Annotated in this window: 15 protein-coding genes; 6 read left to right on the top strand and 9 right to left on the bottom strand. The window is 65.5% G+C overall.

What is annotated here, in order from left to right:
* Positions 1-29 precede the first annotated feature (29 nt).
* The 6 genes from VSR72_RS13710 to VSR72_RS13685 all read right to left on the bottom strand — a co-directional run bounded on the left by VSR72_RS13710 (position 30) and on the right by VSR72_RS13685 (position 5,711).
* A complete protein-coding gene (locus VSR72_RS13710; RefSeq protein WP_342952878.1) occupies positions 30-854 on the bottom strand; it encodes an ABC transporter permease in 825 nt (274 codons plus the stop codon).
* 20 nt (positions 855-874) lie between these two features.
* Entirely contained in the window at positions 875-1,879 is a 1,005-nt protein-coding gene (locus VSR72_RS13705; protein WP_342952977.1) for an ABC transporter substrate-binding protein, read from the bottom strand.
* 262 nt (positions 1,880-2,141) lie between these two features.
* Positions 2,142-3,209 carry a LacI family DNA-binding transcriptional regulator gene (locus VSR72_RS13700; protein WP_342952877.1) on the bottom strand — a complete coding sequence of 356 codons (1,068 nt, stop codon included), beginning with the start codon at positions 3,207-3,209 and terminating at the stop codon, positions 2,142-2,144.
* 995 nt (positions 3,210-4,204) lie between these two features.
* Positions 4,205-4,477, bottom strand: a complete 273-nt coding sequence (locus tag VSR72_RS13695) for a hypothetical protein (protein ID WP_342952876.1) — start codon at positions 4,475-4,477, stop codon at positions 4,205-4,207.
* Positions 4,478-4,563: 86 nt separating this feature from the next.
* Positions 4,564-5,349 (bottom strand): methyltransferase domain-containing protein, encoded by a 786-nt coding sequence (locus tag VSR72_RS13690; protein WP_342952875.1) that lies wholly within the window; start codon positions 5,347-5,349, stop codon positions 4,564-4,566.
* Positions 5,350-5,462: 113 nt separating this feature from the next.
* Positions 5,463-5,711 (bottom strand): hypothetical protein, encoded by a 249-nt coding sequence (locus VSR72_RS13685; RefSeq protein ID WP_233881256.1) that lies wholly within the window; start codon positions 5,709-5,711, stop codon positions 5,463-5,465.
* Positions 5,712-6,192: 481 nt separating this feature from the next.
* On the opposite strand from VSR72_RS13685, the gene VSR72_RS13680 reads away from it, so the two are divergent.
* From VSR72_RS13680 to VSR72_RS13660, 5 genes are all read left to right on the top strand, one after another.
* Positions 6,193-6,807: a glutathione S-transferase gene (locus VSR72_RS13680; RefSeq protein WP_342952874.1), complete on the top strand. Its 615-nt coding sequence runs from the start codon at positions 6,193-6,195 to the stop codon at positions 6,805-6,807.
* 216 nt (positions 6,808-7,023) lie between these two features.
* Positions 7,024-7,233, top strand: a complete 210-nt coding sequence (locus tag VSR72_RS13675) for a hypothetical protein (protein WP_342952873.1) — start codon at positions 7,024-7,026, stop codon at positions 7,231-7,233.
* Positions 7,234-7,601: 368 nt separating this feature from the next.
* Entirely contained in the window at positions 7,602-8,999 is a 1,398-nt protein-coding gene (locus VSR72_RS13670; protein WP_342952872.1) for an FAD-containing oxidoreductase, read from the top strand.
* Between the two features lie 10 nt (positions 9,000-9,009).
* A complete protein-coding gene (locus VSR72_RS13665) occupies positions 9,010-9,384 on the top strand; it encodes a cupin domain-containing protein (RefSeq protein ID WP_342952871.1) in 375 nt (124 codons plus the stop codon).
* A 42-nt stretch (positions 9,385-9,426) separates the two neighbouring features.
* Positions 9,427-9,906, top strand: coding sequence for a metallophosphoesterase family protein (locus VSR72_RS13660; protein ID WP_342952870.1), 480 nt, complete (start codon positions 9,427-9,429; stop codon positions 9,904-9,906).
* 74 nt (positions 9,907-9,980) lie between these two features.
* Here the strand turns inward: VSR72_RS13660 and proP are convergent, their stop codons facing one another.
* The 3 genes from proP to argA form a co-directional block, all read right to left on the bottom strand.
* A complete protein-coding gene (gene proP, locus VSR72_RS13655) occupies positions 9,981-11,447 on the bottom strand; it encodes a glycine betaine/L-proline transporter ProP (RefSeq protein ID WP_342952869.1) in 1,467 nt (488 codons plus the stop codon).
* 635 nt (positions 11,448-12,082) lie between these two features.
* Positions 12,083-12,358 carry an oxidative damage protection protein gene (locus VSR72_RS13650; RefSeq protein ID WP_342952868.1) on the bottom strand — a complete coding sequence of 92 codons (276 nt, stop codon included), beginning with the start codon at positions 12,356-12,358 and terminating at the stop codon, positions 12,083-12,085.
* 42 nt (positions 12,359-12,400) lie between these two features.
* Positions 12,401-13,792 carry an amino-acid N-acetyltransferase gene (argA, locus tag VSR72_RS13645; protein WP_342952867.1) on the bottom strand — a complete coding sequence of 464 codons (1,392 nt, stop codon included), beginning with the start codon at positions 13,790-13,792 and terminating at the stop codon, positions 12,401-12,403.
* A gap of 23 nt (positions 13,793-13,815) precedes the next feature.
* Here argA and hrpA point away from each other — a divergent pair, with 23 nt between their 5' ends.
* Positions 13,816-18,471, top strand: a complete 4,656-nt coding sequence (gene hrpA / locus VSR72_RS13640) for an ATP-dependent RNA helicase HrpA (RefSeq protein ID WP_342952866.1) — start codon at positions 13,816-13,818, stop codon at positions 18,469-18,471.
* Positions 18,472-18,618: the final 147 nt, after the last annotated feature.

The raw sequence follows: 18,618 nt of genomic DNA, 5'->3' as shown, positions 1-18,618 counted from the left end.
TTCTGGAGTCCTCGAAAACCACAGCGCACTCATGCCGTGGCCGCGACGGCCGCGCCCGTCACGCTGCGCGCCAGCGTGAGCACCGCCCACGTGACGAGACCGAGCACGATCGAAAGGCCCGCGGCCGTCACCATGTTGGCGTTGAGCGTGAACTCGGTGTAGATGGTCATCGGCAGGACGTCAATGTCGGTGGCGAGCGTGAACGCCGTGCCGAACGCACCCATCGCGGTCGCGAAGCAGATCGCCCCTGCGGCGACGAGGCCGGGCGCGAGCGCGGGCAGGATCACGTCGCAGAGCACGCGCCACGACGACGCCCCGAGCGAACGCGCGGCCTCTTCGAGCGAGCCGTCAAGCTGGCCTGCGCAGGCCATCACGGTCACGATCACGCGCGGGATCGAGAAGTACAGGTAGCCCAGGAAGAGGCCCGCCATCGAGTAAGCGAACACCCAGCGCTCGCCCGTGAGCCGCAGCGAGAGCGCGCCGATGAGCCCCTGGCGCCCGGCGAGCATGATGACCATGAAGCCGACCACCACGCCCGGAAACGCCAGCGGAAACGTGAGCAACGCGACGAGCGCGCGGCGTCCCGCGAACGTGCGCCGTGCGAGCAGGAGGCCGCAGACCGTGGAGATCACAAGCGTTGCCGCAGTCACGGCGGCCGAGAGCGCGATGGTCGCGCCAAGGCTCCTCATGTAGCGGCCATTCGTTAGCAGTGCGCGATAAGTTTCGATGACGTGGCCGTCGGCGCTCACCTGCACGAGCGCGATCATCGGCAGCAGCCAGAACGCGAGGAACACCGCGAGCGCGGGCGCGATGAGCGCCACGCGCCAGCGCAGCGGAAAAGTGAGGTCATGCATGGAAGTGATCGACCAGGGTATCAGTGCATGATCTGCAGATAGCGCTCGCCGAAGGCTTGCTGCTGCGCCGCCATCTTCGCGAAGTCCACGGGTTTTGCTCGTGCATAGTCGCTCGCGGGCAGGAACTTCGCAGCCGCTTCAGGCGAAAGCGCGCTCGCGCGCACCGGACGCAGGTAGGCATTGGCCCAGAGCTTCTGACCTTCGTCGGAGAGCACGAAATCCAGCACCTTCTTGCCGTTCGCTTCGTGGGGGCCGTTCTTCACGAGGCTCATCACGTAGGGCACCGAAATCGTACCTTCCTTCGGGATCACGAATTCGACGTTCGCGTGGTCCTTGTACTTGGCGCGGTAGGCGTCGAAGTCGTAGTCGAGCAGGATGGGGATCTCACCCGAGAGCACGCGCGCATAGGCGGTCTGTTTCGGCACGATCGGCTGGTTGGCCTTGAGCTTGCCGAACCATTCGAAGGCCGGCTGGAAGTTGTCGAGCGTGCCGCCCAGCGCGAGATTCACGGCCACCGCGCCCGCATAGCCCACGAACGCGCTCGACGGATCGAGGTAGCCGACCATGCCCTTGTACTCGGGCTTGAGGAGATCGGCCCACGAACGCGGCACCGGCTTGCCTTCGAGCGCGTCCTTGTTGACGAAGAAGCCGAGCGTGCCCGAATGGATGGCGAACCAGTAGCCTTGCGGGTCCTTGAGATCGGCGGGAATGTCGTTCCAGTGTGCGGGCTTGTACGGCGTGATGACGCCCTTGTCCTTCGCCTGGAACGCCGACGAAACGCCGAGGTACACAACGTCGGCGACCGGGCTCTTCTGCTCGGCCATCAGTTGTGCGATCGATTGGCCGGAGTTCTTGTTGTCGAACGGCACGCGAATGCCGGTCTCTTTCTGGATCGCCTGGATCTGGCTCGCCCAGTCGGCCCATTCGGGCGGGCAGTTGTAGCAGATCGCGGTTTGATCGGCCTGTGCCGTGAGCGGCGCGGCAAGACCGGCTGCGAGTGCGGCGGCGGTCGCCGCGAGCGGCAGCGCGCGGGTTAAGCGGGTTAAGCGGGTTAAGCGGGTTAAGCACCGCACGGGCGCCGCGAGCGTGCGCAGGGCGGCGCGCACGGGCACAAGCGAAAGCGGGCCGGCAAAGGCGAGTCGGCGGGTCACGGCTGGTCTCCAGGTCGGTTGCGAGAGCGTTCTGGTGGATGAGGGCCGTGTACATGCACGGCCCGGATTGTTTCGGCAGTTCGGTTTGTTATTCAGATGGACTAATGGCACACGAAAGCGGCTCACATCAGCGGCCTCACGAAAGCGCGCCGCCGAGTTCGAGGTTGCGATCGCTCGCGCTCCCACGCGCGCCGAGCGGTGCGTGTGCGATCGCCGCGATGGTGCCGCCTGCGCGCACCGTGTGTGGCAGGGTGTTGGCGAGCGGCCCCGCGGACTGGCCGCCGATGCGCGCCATCAGGCATTGCCACGCTTCGCGGCCGATATCGCCGTTCGGCGTGCCGATGCTCGCGAGCGGTGGCGCGAGCAGTTCGCCCATGGCGAGGCCGTCGAAGCCGAGAATCGACATGTCCTGCGGCACGCGCAGGCGGGCGCGGCGCAGCCCGCGCATTACGACCATGGCCAGCAGGTCGTTACTGCAGAAGAGGGCCGTGGGGCGCGCGGGCCCTGTCGTCAGATGCGCGAGCACCGAAGGCGCGAGCTCTTGCGCGTTGAAATCGATTTCGAGGGCCGGCGCGGGCGTGAGGCCGGCTTGTTGCATCGCGAGGGCGTACCCGGCATGGCGCTGGCGCGCGCGGTCGGAGGCAGCGAGCGTGCCAGCGAGCATGAGGATGCGGCGATGGCCGTGGGCGATGAGCATGCGCACGCCGTCGCAGGCGGCCTGGTGGTTGTCCACGGATACCGAAGGGCGGCGCTTCGTGTCGTTGTGCATCAGCACGTAGAGCGGGCCGTCCGCGTCGAGTTCGTCGAGCAGGGGGTGCGTGTCGGCGTCGGCGACGGTCAGGATCAGGCCCTCGACACGTTGCGCGCGCAACGTCTCGATCGCATGACGCTCGCGATCGGCGTCGTACTGCGTGGTCATCAGCATGAGGCGAAAGCCCTGCGCGGCGGCTAGCTCATCGATGCCCTGCAGGCACTCCGCGAACACCGGATTGGCGAGCGTGGGCAGCACCACGCCGATCAGACGCGTGCGCTCGCCCCGCAACTGGCGGCCGAGCGGGTTCGGGCGGAACTTCAGCGCGTCGATCGCTTCGCGCACCCGCGCGAGCGTGATGGGGTTGACGGTGTGAGGCGCATTGATTGCGCGCGACACCGTGGCGATCGAGAATCCGGCGTGTGCGGCGACATCCTTGATAGTTGGCGTCATGCGAGCGGCCCCGGCGTCGTTTGTAAACGTTTTCGATGGGGCCGATTATGAAAAACGCGTATGACCGGCAGATGACGGATGCGCTGCCCCGGCGCGCCTTTGGGACGCGCGCCGCGCAATGGTAGAATCGCGTCCGCCCTGCCGGGGTGATGAAATTGGTAAACATAGCGGACTTAAGAAACGATTGAGTGCCCGACCGGAAACGGCCGGTGCAGAACCCCTCAAATTCGGCGAACCCCCTGGGCCTTGAAGCGCGTTGCGCGCGAGGCGCCGAGGCAACGCCGAGCCAAGCCGGCTGCCGCGCAAAGCGGCGGTCAGGAAGGTGTAGAGACTAGACGGGGGGCGCCTAAGGCGGCGCGCGGCGTGATAAACGCGGCGCTTAAGCGACGGCGAAGGCATAGTCCAGCGCACGAACGCGCGTCCAGAGCAGGACGCGTGGCGTCGAAAGACGTGGTGTGACGAAAATCCGCCGCCTAACGGCTTGCCGGTTCGAGTCCGGTCCCCGGCACCAGATGTTGTTCCAGTGGCTTCCGCTGGATTCCAGAAACCCGCGATGGCTTAAGGCTTCGCGGGTTTTTTATTGGCGCGGCGAAATCCGTGCGAGCGCACGAAGCGGCGGGGCTGCGAAGGGGAAAAAGAAGAAACCAGGGGCGGCCGCGCACAATGGCGGCGCGAAGATCAGCGAGCGCAGCGCCCCAACCAGGCGCTTGCGTACTCAACGATGACCGATCTTCCCGGTCAGGGGATTGATCAGCCTTGCGAATCCGAACAATGCCGCGATGCCAAAGGGGCAGGCGATGAAGAATGCGGTCAACATGACTCGGCTCTGAACGTAACAAAATGTATCGTCAGTTTAGCTCGGTCATGCGGATTGAGTATCAGGGTGAACGACAACAAACTATTGCGCGATCGCAAGCAATTTGGGCTGCAACGGCGGGGTAACGGGCTGCAACGCCCGTTTGGCGCGGCTAAGCGGAAAGACGGTGCGGAGCGCATCAAATGCAGTCGAATATTACCTCTACTGTCTGGGACGTCACGCCGCGCAGGCCCTCGCTGTGGATCTCCACCGTGTGCAGCTGCTTCTTTTGCTTTTCGCAGTAGTCCTCGGCTTCGCTGACCCCGACTGCGCGCACGTGGTTCCACGAAACGAGATCCCAGCGCGCGCGGCTCGTGACGGTGAGATGGCCATCCTGTCTCGAATTGACGGCAGTCACCGATGTGCACGCCGTCAGCATGCTGACTCCAAACAACAGGACGTAACCTTTCATAGATTCTCCGTGGTCCGCGAGCATTCTCGCCGCCAACCCGGGAGATTGGCAACCCATTGCGGCGTGCTCCGGCTTGCTCCGGCGCGCTAGGGTTGCTTGACGCAGTGGAACGCTGCCGTGCCGTAAGGCACTGTCACGACCGGCTGTCCGCGCAGCGCGGGCTCCGAATCGATGAGTGCGCGCAGCTCGGCCTCGATGCGGGCCTGCTCCTCGGGTGGCAGGGCAGCAATGAAGCTTGTGGACTTCACACGCGCGACGATCACGTCCTCTGGCGAGCCGGTGTGGCCTTGCACGAAACGCTGCTCGTGCAGAGGCCCGAATCCCGCAAACGGGAAGACGCTGCGCCATTGGCCCGTGTAGTAGCGCGGCGTGTCGCCTTCGGCGCGGTTGACAATGGCGTCGAGCCGCGCGACCCACTCGACGCTCGCGTCGCGCAGATTCCAGATCAGGCCGAGGCGGCCACCGGGCTTGAGCACACGCAGAATGTCGGCGAGCGAGGCCGCGTTGGCGAACCAGTGAAAAGCCTGCGCGCAAACGACCGCGTCGACGCTGGCGTCGTCGAGCGGAAGCGATTCCGCCGTCCCTGCGCGGGTATCGACCTCGGGTAGCGCGGCGGCGAGCTTCGCGCGCATGGCGGCCACGGGCTCGACGGCGATCACGTGTGAGCCAGTTTCCACCAGGCGGCGCGTGAATTTGCCGGTGCCCGCGCCCAGATCAACGACGGTCGCACCGGGGCCCAGACCGAGCGTTTCGCGCAGCCAGGCGTTGACTTCGGGCGGGTAATCGGGGCGGCCGCGGACATAGTGGTCCGCGGCGGCGGGCGTGTAGCCCTCTTCAGCCGAGTGGTGTACGGCGTTGGACGGGGGGGGCATGAGCGCGCTCCGGCGGTGGATCCGCGAGCGAGCATAGCACCGCGCACCGCGCCTAAGAGCGGTGCCCGCGCCGCGAAACGCCCCCGAGCGAGCAGTCGCGGCGCGCAGGGCGCTCAGTCGTGGGCGATCAGGTCGCCGACTTGACCCTGGCCGGAAACGAGGCAGGAAGAGAGGAAGTTTTCGCTCTGGCTGCTCGCGCCGCGTTCGCCGAATCCGCGCACGAGCGCTTCGGCCTTGACGAGTGCTGAGCCCTGGGCGCAGGTAAGCGAACCAGCCTCGTGAGCCTGCACACGTGTCATGGCACGATTCGCGAGGAGGAGGGCGAGGACGATGACCACACCAACATTGAATGCTTGTCTCATGATTTCGTCTCCTTGTGCATTCAGACTATCTCAGTCGTTCGGCGTCCGAATCCAGGAGTTTCCCGGCGATGCACTGCAGCACATGCGGCGCGCAAAAACGCGCTTTCATGCGGTCTGCGTAATGCTTCGGCATCCTTCGCTTGGCCCACGCGCGCCGCTGCGCCTTCAGCAGTGCGGCACGGGGAAAAAGGGCGCCTGTGCGTGGCGGGGCGCTGCGTCGCAACAATGCCGCGACGCGTCAGATTCGACGTCTGCTAACAAATGTAGCCCTGTTGCGCGGCAATCAGAACGCGGCACATCGACACGGTGCGTTTTTGCACAATGCACCGTCGCGAAACGGTCATTTGGCACCGTTTTTCGCTGCCTACAAACGCTATGTGCTGTCGGACTGCGACTCTGGCGGCGATCGCCCGTCTTGAAATGCACCGGGGCTTCCTGCAAGATCGACGCCCGATCCCCTTTTTCTGTGCGAGGTGAACCCATGCAGTTGATCGGCATGATGGACTCTCCCTATGTGCGCCGCGTCGCGATTTCGCTGCATGTGCTCGGGCTGTCGTTCGAGCACCGCAGTATTTCGGTGTTTCGCCAGTACGACGAATTTGCTCAGATCAATCCTGTGGTGAAGGCGCCTACCTTCATCGACGACGACGGCACCCAGCTGATCGATTCGACGCTGATCCTCGACTATCTGGACCGCAAGGTGCCCGCCGCGCAGCGGCTCATGCCGGAGGAGACGCAGGAGCGGACTTTTGCGCTGCGCGTGAACGGTTTCGCGCTCGCGGCCATGGAAAAGACGGTGCAGCAGGTCTATGAGCGCGAATTGCGCCCCGCCGAGCGCCAGCACGAGCCCTGGTTCGAGCGCGTGAACGCCCAGATGCATGCCGCCTGGGCCGTGCTCGACCAGCTCGTGGCGGGCCGCGACGGCTGGCTGTGTGCGGGCCGCATCACGCAAGCCGACATCACCGCGGCCGTTGCGTGGCGTTTCAACCAGTTCATGCTGCCCGGATGCGCTGATCCCGCCCGATATCCGGCGATCGCCGCGCTTTCCGCGCGCGCCGAGACGCTGCCGGAATTCGTCGCCACACCGCTCGACTGAAGCGCGCTCGCACGGGGCGGGACGCGCGCAAAACCCCGTGTGGCGGGACCGCACGCGGCGCCGGACCCCGTGTCTCCGCGCGCGTTTCGATTGTTTGCGATTTTCGACAAGTGACTTCGCTGGCGGCCCATTTATCAGCGCCCGCTGCATTCCTAGAATAACAACCATCGAATGACCCTGCGTCAGGAGGACACGGGGCATGCAGCGGGAGCGGTCATGAAATCCTTTATCGAACGACAGTTGTATCAGCCAGCATTGGTTCTGCCGATGGTGGACCTGTTGCAGCTGATGGTGTCGGTCGACTTCAACATGGGGCAAGTCGGGCTGATGATGGCGACGCGCGGCGCGCGCGCCGCATTCCAGCGCTCGCGCGAACTCTGGAGCGCGGGCCATGGAGAATGTGCGCCAACGGATTGCGTGCACTGATTGTGTACTGATTGCGCTCGCACCGAATTTTCTCCCGGTTTTCAGGACTGAGTCTCCAGTCACCTATTCACCGAACGCCTGACGCAAGCGCGCAGCGCGTTCGCCGATCCCCCTGACGCGCAGCGGCTTCGCCCGTTTGCTGTTGTGACGTCACCCTGTGAGCCGCCTCGACGTGCGAGGCGGCTCTTTTTTTGCGCGCTCGTTCCGCTTCTCGACGCACGCCGATGCGTACCCGTTTCGCGAGATCACCCTGTGAGCGATGGCCATATGTCGCGCGTAAGATGGCGCGATCGACTGCCTTTCGCGACTCGCGAGGATGCGCGGTTCAACCCGCGGTTCAACTCCCGTCAACGGCAAAGGAGAGCGGCATGACACAACGTTTCGATGCGATCGTGATCGGCACGGGCCAGAGCGGCCCGCCTCTCGCGGTGCGGCTTGCGAAGAGCGGCCGCAAGACCGCGATCATCGAGCGCGCGTCGTTCGGCGGCACCTGCGTGAACGTGGGCTGCACGCCGACCAAGGCGTACGTCGCCTGCGCACGTGCCGCGCACGTGGCGCGCCATGCGGCGGAGTTCGGCGTGAAGATCGGAAGCGGCACAGGCGACGTTCGCGTCGATCTCGCGTTCGTGAAAGCGCGCAAGGACCGCATCATCGGGGCGTCGCGTGACGGCGTCGAGAGCTGGTTGCGCGATACGCCGAACGTCGCCGTGTTCAAGGGGCACGCGCGCTTCTCGGGCGCGCACGCGGTGCGAGTCGCCGCGCACGACGGTGCGCAAATCGATCTTGAAGCGCCCGAGATCTTCATCAACACGGGCACGCGCGCGCAGATTCCCGCGATTCCCGGCCTCGATACGATCCGCTACGAAACCAATTCGACACTGCTTGCACTGGAGCAGTTGCCCGAGCATCTCGCGATCTGCGGCGGCAGCTATGTCGCGCTCGAATTCGCGCAGATGTTCCGCCGCTTCGGCAGCCTCGTGACGGTGCTCGTGCGTGGGCAGCGCATACTCGCACGTGAGGACGACGATTATTCGCGTGCGGTACAGGACGTGCTCGCACGCGAAGGCGTGCAATTTCGCTTTGGCGCGGAGCCGCGCAGCCTCGCGCCGCTCGATGGCCAGGCTGGCGTGCGCATCGCGCTCGACGATGGTCCGCTCGACGTTTCGCATCTGCTCTTCGCGACCGGCCGCTTGCCGAACACGGACGATCTGGGACTGGACGCCGCGGGCATCGAGCGCGACGCCCACGGGCTCATCGCCGTCGATGGCCAGTTGCGCACGCGCGTTCAGGGCATCTGGGCGCTCGGCGACGTGAACGGGCGCGGCGCGTTCACGCACACTTCGTACGACGACTTCCAGATCGTCGCAGCGAATCTGCTGGACGGCAAAGCGCGCAGCGCTGACACACGCATTCCTGCCTACGCGGTGTACGTCGATCCGCCGCTTGCGCGCGTCGGCATGAGCGAGCGCGAAGTGCGCGAGCGCGGCAAACCCGCGCTCATCGCCACGATGCCGATGTCGCGCGTGGGCCGCGCGCGCGAACGCGGCGAGACGGACGGTTTCATGAAGGCGCTGGTGGACCCGCAGACGCAACGCATTCTCGGCGCGGCGATATTCGGCATCGAGGGCGACGAGGCGATCCACACGTTCATCGACACGATGACGGCTGACGCGCCCTATACGACGCTGCAATACGCGATGCACGTGCACCCGACCGTGAGCGAACTGGTGCCGACCCTGCTCGACGGTCTGAAACCGCTTGAATGAGTGCTTTCGCATGAACGAACCGAACACCGCCGCATTCGGCAATCTCTTTGCAGGCATCCATCACGACGCCACGGAAGAGCGCTTCGATACGCTCGTTTCGCGCGACGGGGTGCTCATCGAGCGTATCGTGTCTACGGGCCAGGCGAGCCCGCCGGGCTTCTGGTATGACGACGCGCGCGAGGAGTGGGTGGCGCTCCTTGCCGGCGCGGCGACGCTGGAGTTCGAAGACACGGCACAGCCGCCGCGGCGCCTGCTGCCCGGCGACTACGTGCAGATTCCCGCGCACTGCCGTCATCGCGTGTCGTGGACCGATCCGACCGTGCCGAGCGTGTGGCTCGCCGTGTACGTCGGCGCAGCGCAAGAGGAGGGCGACGGGCAGGCGTGAACGCAGCGATAATCGGCAGTATTCAAGCGAATACGAAGCGCCATGTCCGCGAAATATCCTCTGCGCGTCGCCCTGGTTTCCGACACGCACAATCTGCTGCGTCCCGAACTGCTCGCCTTTGTCGACGGCGTGGGCGCGATCGTGCATGCGGGCGACATCTGCGATCAGCGCGTGCTCGACACACTTGCGGCCATCGCGCCGCTCACCGCCGTGCGCGGCAACAACGATCATGGCGCGTGGGCCGAGGCGTTGCCGGTGCAGACCACCGTCGCGCTGGGTGGAGTTCGGTTAGCTGTGGTCCACGAACTGCCTGACCTGCAGGGCGATCCTGCAGCCGATGGCATCGCCGTGGTCGTGAGCGGGCATTCACACAAACCCTCGCTCGAAACGCGCGAAGGCGTGCTGTATGTGAACCCTGGCAGCGCTGGGCCGCGCCGCTTCAAGTTGCCCATCTCAGCCGCGATGCTGACGATCGGAAGCAACGGCGCGTTGCAAGTTGAACACGTCAACCTCCTCGAATAGCCCCATAAGCGAGCGCGCAAGAAAAAAGGCCAGCACGAAGCTGGCCTTTTTGCGTTTCAGTGGTACCTGCTGTATCAGGCGCGCACTGCGTTTGCGACGGCGTACTCTTCATCGAGTTCGCGCGCGAGACGCACGCCGCGCAGCACCGCATGCGCTTCCGCCTTGGTGCTCACGCTCGGCGCCGAGCCCGGCAGCGGACGGCGCGCCGTTTCATGCAGCGCCAGCACCGAGACGATGCCGATCGCCGCCGCGCCCATCAGGTAGTACGCGGGCATCATGAGGTTCTGCGTGTGTTCGACGAGCCATGCCGCCACGAGCGGCGTCGTACCGCCGAACAGCGACACCGACACGTTGAAGCCGATGGCGAGCGCGCCATAGCGGATCGCGGTCGGAAACAGCGCCGGCAGTGCCGAGGGCATCACGCCCGTGAAGCACGAGAGCAGCGCGCCGAGGATCAGCAGACCGAAAAACACCGGCACGAGCTCGCCCGTCTGGATCAGCGTGAGCGACGGGATCGACAGCAGGATCAGCCCCACGCAGCCCGCGAGCATCACCGGCTTGCGGCCGACGGCGTCCGAGAGGCGTCCGAACGCGAGCGTCATCGGCATCATGAGCACCATCACGATCAGCACGAGGAAGAGGCCGTGCGTCTCGTTGAAGTGCAGCGTCGCTGAAAGGTAGCTCGGCAGGTACGACAGCGCCATGTAGTCGGTCACGTTGAAGATCAGCACGAGACCCACGCACAGCAGGAAGGGGCGCAGGTGCTGCGTGAGCAGCGAATGCAGCGTGAGCTTCGGGCGCGCTTGCTCATCGGCTTCACGCAGTTCCGCTTCGCGCTTGAACGCGGGCGTTTCCTCGAGCTTCGTGCGGATGTAAAGACCCACGAGGCCGAGCGGGCCCGCGATCATGAACGGCACGCGCCAGCCCCAGTCGAGCAATTGCTGGTGCGAGAGCACGGCGGTCAGCACGGCAACCGTGCCCGCGCCGAACACATAGCCGATCAGCGTGCCGAATTCGAGGAAGCTGCCCATGAAGCCGCGGCGCTTGTCGGTGGCGAACTCGGCGATGAAGGTCGCGGCGCCGCCATATTCGCCGCCCGTCGAGAAGCCCTGAACGAGGCGCGCCACGAGCAGCAGCGCAGGCGCGGCGATGCCGATCGACTTGTACGAGGGGATCAGGCCGATGGCGAAGGTGCCGCAGGCCATCAGGATCATCGTCATCGCGAGCACGCGCTGGCGGCCGATGCGGTCGCCGAGCGGCCCGAACACCATGCCGCCGATCGGGCGCACGACGAACGCGGCCGCGAATGTGCCGAACGTGGCGATGAGCTGCGCCGAAGGGCTGCTCGACGGGAAGAACACCTGGCCGAGCGTGACGGCGATGTAGCTGTACACGCCGAAGTCGAACCATTCCATGGCGTTGCCAAGGGCCATGGCGCCGACGGCGCGTTTGAGGAGGCTTTTGTCGACGATGGTGATGTCGTCGAGGGTAAGGTCGGACTGGGCCGACGAGCCGGAAGTGGAAGCGGTCAAGGTCTGCATCTCCAATGACTGCGACGAACCCACGAGGGTCCGCCACGGTTGCCGGAGAGTGTCGTTTCGCGATAGCGGCGACATTTCGCGCACGGCACGCCACGTTACGTCAGGGACGAGGGCGGGCCGATGGTGCATCGCACAAGGCGAGTGGCGCACGAAAGCAATGCTGAAGTGTCGCGAAACGACACTCGGACAAATTGTGTTTAACGTTGCGCCTGCGTGGCCGTGGAAGGGGGGCAGGACGCATGAGGACGCTGGACCGGCACGGGGTGCACGAGTGAAGCGCCGCTGAAACGAAAAAGAAGCCCGCGTGGCGGAGCGTTCCTTTTGTCATATGCGCATTCGGGTTGACGGCATTTGGGGGTGCCTACCTGAACGCAATTGATGGCTAATGCCTGTTGAACGAGGCCACATGATAGCACGATAACGGAAGATCGCGCAAACCTCGGCATCTGCGGGGATTCGGGGAGCGGGCGGGAAGCCCCATGTGGCGGGGGATTGCGCCGATTCGATGGAACCGTTTCCGAAGCCCCGAAAGCGCATGAAGCGCATAAAAAACCGCGCCAGGGGCGCGGTTTTTGCAGAGCGATCTGCTGCGTTTTGGCAGCTCGGGGACAGATCCCGGCGCGCCCCAGAGGGCCTTAGCCTTCGGTCGGCGGCACAAAGCCCGACGCCTGGTCGGCGCCTTCGCCGAAAAAGTACTTTTCCGTCTGCTTCATCAGGTACTGACGCGCGCGCGGATCGGCCATGTTCAGGCGGTTTTCGTTGATCAGCATGGTCTGCTGCTTGAGCCAGCCCTGCCACGCTTCCTTCGAAACGCTCTCATAAATTCGCTTGCCGAGTTCGCCCGGCAGCGGCGGAAAGTCGAGTCCCTCGGCTTCCTTGCCGAGCTTCGCGCATTGGATCATACGGGACATGCTGTGCTTCTCCTGTAGTCGTATGTGGGTGGGCGGCGCTGCTCAGAGCTGTTTCATCAGCACGAGCGATTTGCGCTGCCAGTTATAGAGGCGGCGGCGGTCTTCGGGCAGGTCGTCGACCGTTGCCTTGACGAAGCCGCGCTTCAGGAACCAGTGCTCGGTGCGCGTGGTGAGCACGAAAATGCGCGTGAGGCCGCGCGCCCGCGCGCGCTGCTCGATGCGGCGCAAGAGGCGTTCACCGTCGCCGGAGCCTTGCGCTTCGGGCGAGACCGTGAGGCACGCCATTTCGCCGATACGTTCCTGCGAATAAGCGTAAAGCGCCGCGCAGCCAAAGAGCACGCCATCGTGCTCGATCACCGAGAAATGGTCGATGTCGCGCTCGATCTGGTGACGGCCGCGCCGCACGAGCGTGCCGTCGCTTTCGAGCGGCTCGATCAGCGTGAGAATGCCGCCGACGTCGTCGGGGGTCGCTTCACGCAGGCTTTCCAGGTTCTCGTACGAGATCATGGTGCCCACGCCGTCGTGCAGGAACAGTTCTAGCAGCAAGCCGCCGTCGAGCACGTAGGGAATGATGTGCGCGCGGCCCACGCCGCCGCGGCAGGCGCGAATGGAGTGCTTCAGATAGAAGCCCTCGTCGCCGAGCACCGTGCCGCCTTCTTGCAGCTTGTAGGCGTCGTCGAGCGACATTTCGCGGATCAGCTCGCCTTCCTCGTCGATCAGGCCCTGCGTTTCCGTGAGGAAAACGATCTTGTCGGCGCGCAGCGCGATGGCCGCCGCCGAGGCAACGTCTTCCATCGACAGATTGAACGCCTCGCCCGTGGGCGAAAAACCGAGCGGCGAGAGCAGCACGAGCTTGCGGCTCGCGAGCGAATGGCGGATCGAATCGGCGTCGATCTTGCGCACGACGCCCGTGTGCTGGAAGTCCACGCCGTCGAGAATGCCGACTGGACGCGCCGTCACGAAGTTGCCCGACACCACGCTGATGTGCGCGTGCGCCATGGGCGTGTTCGGCAGACCCTGGCTGATCGCGGCCTCGATGTCGAGACGCACTTCACCGGCCGCTTCCTTTGCCGATTCGAGCGCGCGGGCATTCGTGATGCGCATGCCGTGCGAGAACTCGGACTCGACGCCGTGCAGGCTCATCTGCTCCTCGACCTGCGGGCGCGAACCGTGGACCAGCACGATCTGGATGCCCATGGCCTGCAGGAGCGCGATGTCGGCGACGAGCGCGTTGAGCAGGTTCTGGTGCACGACCTCGCCGCCGAAACCGACGACGAATGTCTTGCCCTGGAACGCGTGGATGTAGGGCGCGACCGATCGCATCCAATCCACGAATTGCGCGTGCTGCGCCATGATCTGCGAGTCGGAATCCGCAGCGGCGGCGGAGGCCGGCGCGCTGGCGGTGGCTGGGACGAGGTCGGTTTGGGAATTCATGCCCGGGATTATAATGCGCCCCCATGTCGAATGTACCCAAAAGACCTGCCTCGGAGCAGGGCAGCAACATCCCTGCCGGGCAGGAATCGGCGCAGGACGGCGCGAAAGCGAAAAGCGCGTCGCAGAAGTATGGCGACGGGCAAAAGCTCGCGTCGTCGGACAAGCTTGCCGCGCTCATGGGCGGCGGTGCGCTGGGCGGCGCGCGTGTGCAGGACAAGCGCGCAACGGAGGCTGCGCCGGCACAGGCCGTCAAGCCACAGGACACGCATGGCGCGCGTGGTGAAGAACGCAAGCCTGAGCGACCGCGCGAACCGCGTAGTGCGACTCAGCCAGCCGCTGGGCAACCGGCGCGCGGCGAGGCAAGTCGCGCGCCTCAAAGCAGGCAACGCGCAGAGCAGGGTGAAGCGCGTGCGCCGCGCAAGCCGCAAGCGCAGCGCGACACGCATGCGCAAGAGTCAAGGTCCGCGCCGCACGCTGCGTCCGGCGAAGCCGCGCGCGCTCAAACGCAACGCGCGCCGCGCGATGCTTCGGGAAACGCGCCGCAGAAAGAGCGGCGCAATCCCTCTGCGCAGCAAAAACCGCAACAGCAAAACGCGCAACGTGCGGCGCGACCCGAAGCGGTGCGCGAACGCGATCAGTCCGCGCAGCGCGCCGTTCGCTCCGGCAACGAACGCAGCGAAGCCGGCGAATCGACCGAACGCAAGCCGCGCGGCGAACGCCCGCCGCGTGCCCCGCGCGCGAACGTCGAGCCGAACAAGGTCCCGCCGATCACCTTCCCCGAAGCGCTGCCGGTCTCCGGCCGCCGCGAGGAAATCGCGCGTGCGATTGCGCAGAATCAGGTCGTGATCGTGAGCGGCGAAACGGGCTCGGGCAAGACCACGCAGTTGCCGAAAATCGCGCTCGCGCTGGGCCGTGGCCTCGGCGCGGGCGGCACGGGCCTGATCGGACATACGCAGCCGCGGCGGATCGCGGCTTCGGCCACGGCGCGCCGCATTGCCGACGAACTCAATACGCCGTTCGGCGAAGTGGTCGGCTACAAGGTGCGCTTCACCGACAACCTCTCGCCGGGCGCCTCGGTCAAGCTCATGACCGACGGCATCTTGCTCGCGGAGACGCAAACCGATCCGCTGCTCAAGGCCTACGACACGATCATCATCGACGAGGCGCACGAGCGCAGTCTGAACATCGACTTCCTGCTCGGCTATCTGAAAGAGATTTTGCCGCGCCGGCCCGACCTCAAGCTGATCGTGACCTCGGCGACCATCGACGCCGATCGCTTCGCGCGTCACTTCGGCAGCGAGGAAAAGCCCGCGCCGGTGATCGAGGTGAGCGGGCGTTTGTACCCGGTGGAAGTGCGCTATCGCCCGGTGCAGGAAGACAGTCCGGCGGTGAAGAACGCGCAGGGCACGGCGCCCCGCGAGAGCAAGAAGTCGCAACGCGATACGGATCGCGACCTGATGGAAGCCATCGTCGATGCCGTCGACGAACTCTGCCGCGAAGGTTCAGGCGACGTGCTGGTGTTCCTGCCCGGCGAGCGCGAGATTCGCGACGCAGCGGAAGCGCTGCGCAAGCACCATCCGCCGCACACGGAAATCCTGCCGCTTTTCGCGCGGCTTTCCGCGCAGGAGCAGGAGCGTGTGTTCAAGTCGTCGAACGCGCGACGCATCGTGCTCGCGACCAACGTGGCCGAGACCTCGCTCACGGTGCCGGGCATCCGCTACGTGGTCGACACGGGCTTGGCGCGCGTGAAGCGCTATTCGTACCGCAACAAGGTCGAGCAGTTGCAGATCGAGTCGATTGCGCAGGCTGCCGCGAACCAGCGCGCGGGCCGATGCGGGCGTGTTGCGGACGGCATCTGCATCCGGCTCTACGAAGAGTCGGATTTCGTCGCGCGGGCGCGCTTCTCCGATCCGGAAATCCTGCGCTCGTCGCTCGCCGCCGTGATTCTGCGCATGAAGTCGCTGCATCTCACGGCAATCGAGACGTTCCCGTTCATCGAGCCGCCGCCGGGCCGCGCGATCGCCGACGGCTATCAGTTGCTCAACGAACTCGGCGCGGTCGACGACGACAACGCGCTCACGCCGCTCGGCCGCGAACTCGCGCGCCTGCCGCTCGATCCGCGCGTGGGCCGCATGATTCTCGGTGCGCGCGACGAGCAGGCGCTGCGCGAAGTGCTCATCATCGCGAGCGCGCTTTCGGTGCAGGACCCGCGCGACCGGCCTATCGAGGCCCAGGAGCAGGCGGACCAGGCGCATCGCCGTTTTGCGGACGAGCGCTCCGAGTTCCTTCAGTGGCTCAAGATCTGGGCCTGGTTCGAAGACGCCGTTGCGCACAAGAAGTCCAACCGGCAACTGCTGGATGCGTGTCGCGCGAATTTCCTTTCGCACTTGCGCCTGCGCGAATGGCGCGACGTGCATTCGCAATTGCTGACGGTGGTGCGCGAGCATGGCTGGCGCATCAACGAATCCGACGCGACATACGAGCAGATCCATCACGCGCTGCTCACGGGCCTGCTCGGCAACATCGGCCTCAAAGCCGACGACGAGCCGTATTACCTCGGCGCACGCGGCATCAAGTTCCACTTGTGGCCGGGCTCGGCGCTTGTGAAGAAAGCGGGGCGCTGGGTCGTGGCGGCGGAACTCGTCGAAACGAGCCGCCTTTACGCGCGCTGCATCGCGAAGATCGAGCCCGAGTGGCTGGAGAAGGTGGGCGCGCATTTGCTGAAGAAATCCGTTTCTGAGCCGCATTGGGAAAAACGCGCGGCGCAGGTGAGCGCGTTCGAGCGCGGCGTGCTTTATGGCTTGCCGGTGTACCAGCGCCGGCGCGTGGCGTTCGGCAAGCAGGACCCGGCGCGAGCGCGCGAACTCTTCATTCGCGGCGCGCTCGTGGAAGGCGAGTTCGACACGAAGCTCGCGTTCTTCGCGCACAACCGCAAGCTGCTCGCCGATATCGAGCAGCTCGAACACAAGTCGCGCCGCCAGGACGTGCTGGTCGACGACGAACTGATCTACGGCTTCTACGATCAGGCGATTCCCGAAGGCATCTACTCGGGCGCGTCGTTCGAGCGCTGGTATCGCGACGAGGTGAAAAAGATCGGACAGCCCGAGGACAAGCAGCGTCTCTTGTACCTCTCGCGCGACGACCTGATGCGCCACGAAGCGGCGGGCGTCACGACCGACCTGTTCCCGAAGCGCATGACGATGTCGGGCGTGGCGATGGCGCTCACGTATCACTTCGAGCCGGGCTCGCCGCGCGATGGCGTGACGCTCGCGGTGCCGCTCTACGCGCTCAACCAGGTCGACGCGCGCCGCTGTGAATGGCTCGTGCCGGGCATGCTCAAGGAGAAGGCGCAACTGCTGCTGAAGTCGCTGCCGCAGAAGCTGCGTCGCCACTGCGTGCCGCTGCCCGAGTATGCGGCCGGCTTCGCGGAGCGCGTGGGCGGCGAGCGTTTCGGCGCGGGCGGTTTACTGGAGGCGCTGATCGCCGACGTGCGCGAGCAAAAGCAGATCGCCCTGAAGTCCGCCGACTTCAAGCTCGAGACGCTGCCCGCTCACCTCTTCATGAACTTCAAGGTGATCGACGAGCACGGTCGCCAGCTCGCGATGGGCCGCAACCTTGCGCAATTGCGCGCCGAACTCGGCGCTCAGGCACAACAGCAATTCCAGAAGCTTGCGAGCGCGACGGCGCTGGCGGCTTTGGAAACGCATGCGCAGGGCGCAGAGGTACCGCAGAGCGCCCAGGTCGAGCGCGAGGCAAGCGGCAAGGCCGCGCAAAAGAGCAACGCGCCGCAAACGCCAACGCCGGGCGACGCAACGCCTGCCACCGCGCTCTACGAAAACCTCACGACGTGGAATTTCGGCAAGCTGCCCGAGCTGCTGGAAATCCGTCGCGGCGGACAGACCCTGTTCGGCTATCCGGCGCTCGTCGATCGCGGCACGCATTGCGACGTCGAAGTGTTCGATTCGCCGGAGGAGGCTGCGCGCATTCACCGCGCGGGGCTGCGTCGCTTGTTCGCGCTGCAGTTGCGCGAGCCGATCCGCTACCTGGAGAAGAACCTGCCGGGTTTGCGCGAGATGGCCATGCAGTTCATGGCGCGCGCCACGCAAGAGGAGCTGCGCGACCAGCTGGTCGAACTCGCGCTCGACCGCGCCTGCCTGCAAGACCCGCTGCCCGACGACGACGCGAGCTTCCACGCGCGCAAGGACGAAGGCCGCGGACGTCTCTCGCTGCTCGCGCAGGAAATCGCGCGCCTGGTGGGGCAGATCCTCGCGGAATACGCCTCGCTGGCGAAGAAGCTCGTGCAGGCCAAGGCGTTCGGCGCGCCCGCGGCAGACATGCAGGCACAGGTCGATGCGCTTATCAGCAAGCGCTTCATTCTGGAGACGCCCTATGCGCAGCTCGTGCACTTCCCGCGCTACCTGAAGGGCGTCGCGCTGCGCATCGACAAGCTGCGCGCCGACCCCGCTCGCGACGCGCGCCAGGCAGCCGAATTCCAGCCGCTCGCACAGCAATATCAGCGCGCGCTTTCGCAGCGAGGCGGCGTGTTCGACCCGCGGCTCTCGGAGTTCCGCTGGCTGCTCGAAGAGCTGCGCATCTCGCTCTTCGCGCAGGAGTTGCGCACGCCGATGCCGGTCTCTGTCAAGCGCCTCCACAAGGTTTGGGAATCGATGCAGCGATAAGCCGCAACTGCCGTGGCAACCGGGACATTACGGGCCATAACACTCGTTCGAAAAGGGGCGCTTAATTGCGCCCCTTGCATATTTCAAGGGCTTTACGTCAACCTTGCGTGCAGGTAGACGTTCTACAATCACGAATCTGCCCGGGAA

This window comes from Paraburkholderia sp. JHI869 (assembly GCF_038900775.1).
Lineage (GTDB): Bacteria > Pseudomonadota > Gammaproteobacteria > Burkholderiales > Burkholderiaceae > Paraburkholderia.
The sequence above is the reverse complement of the archived record's forward strand: the minus strand, read 5'-3'. Positions and strand labels throughout refer to the sequence as shown.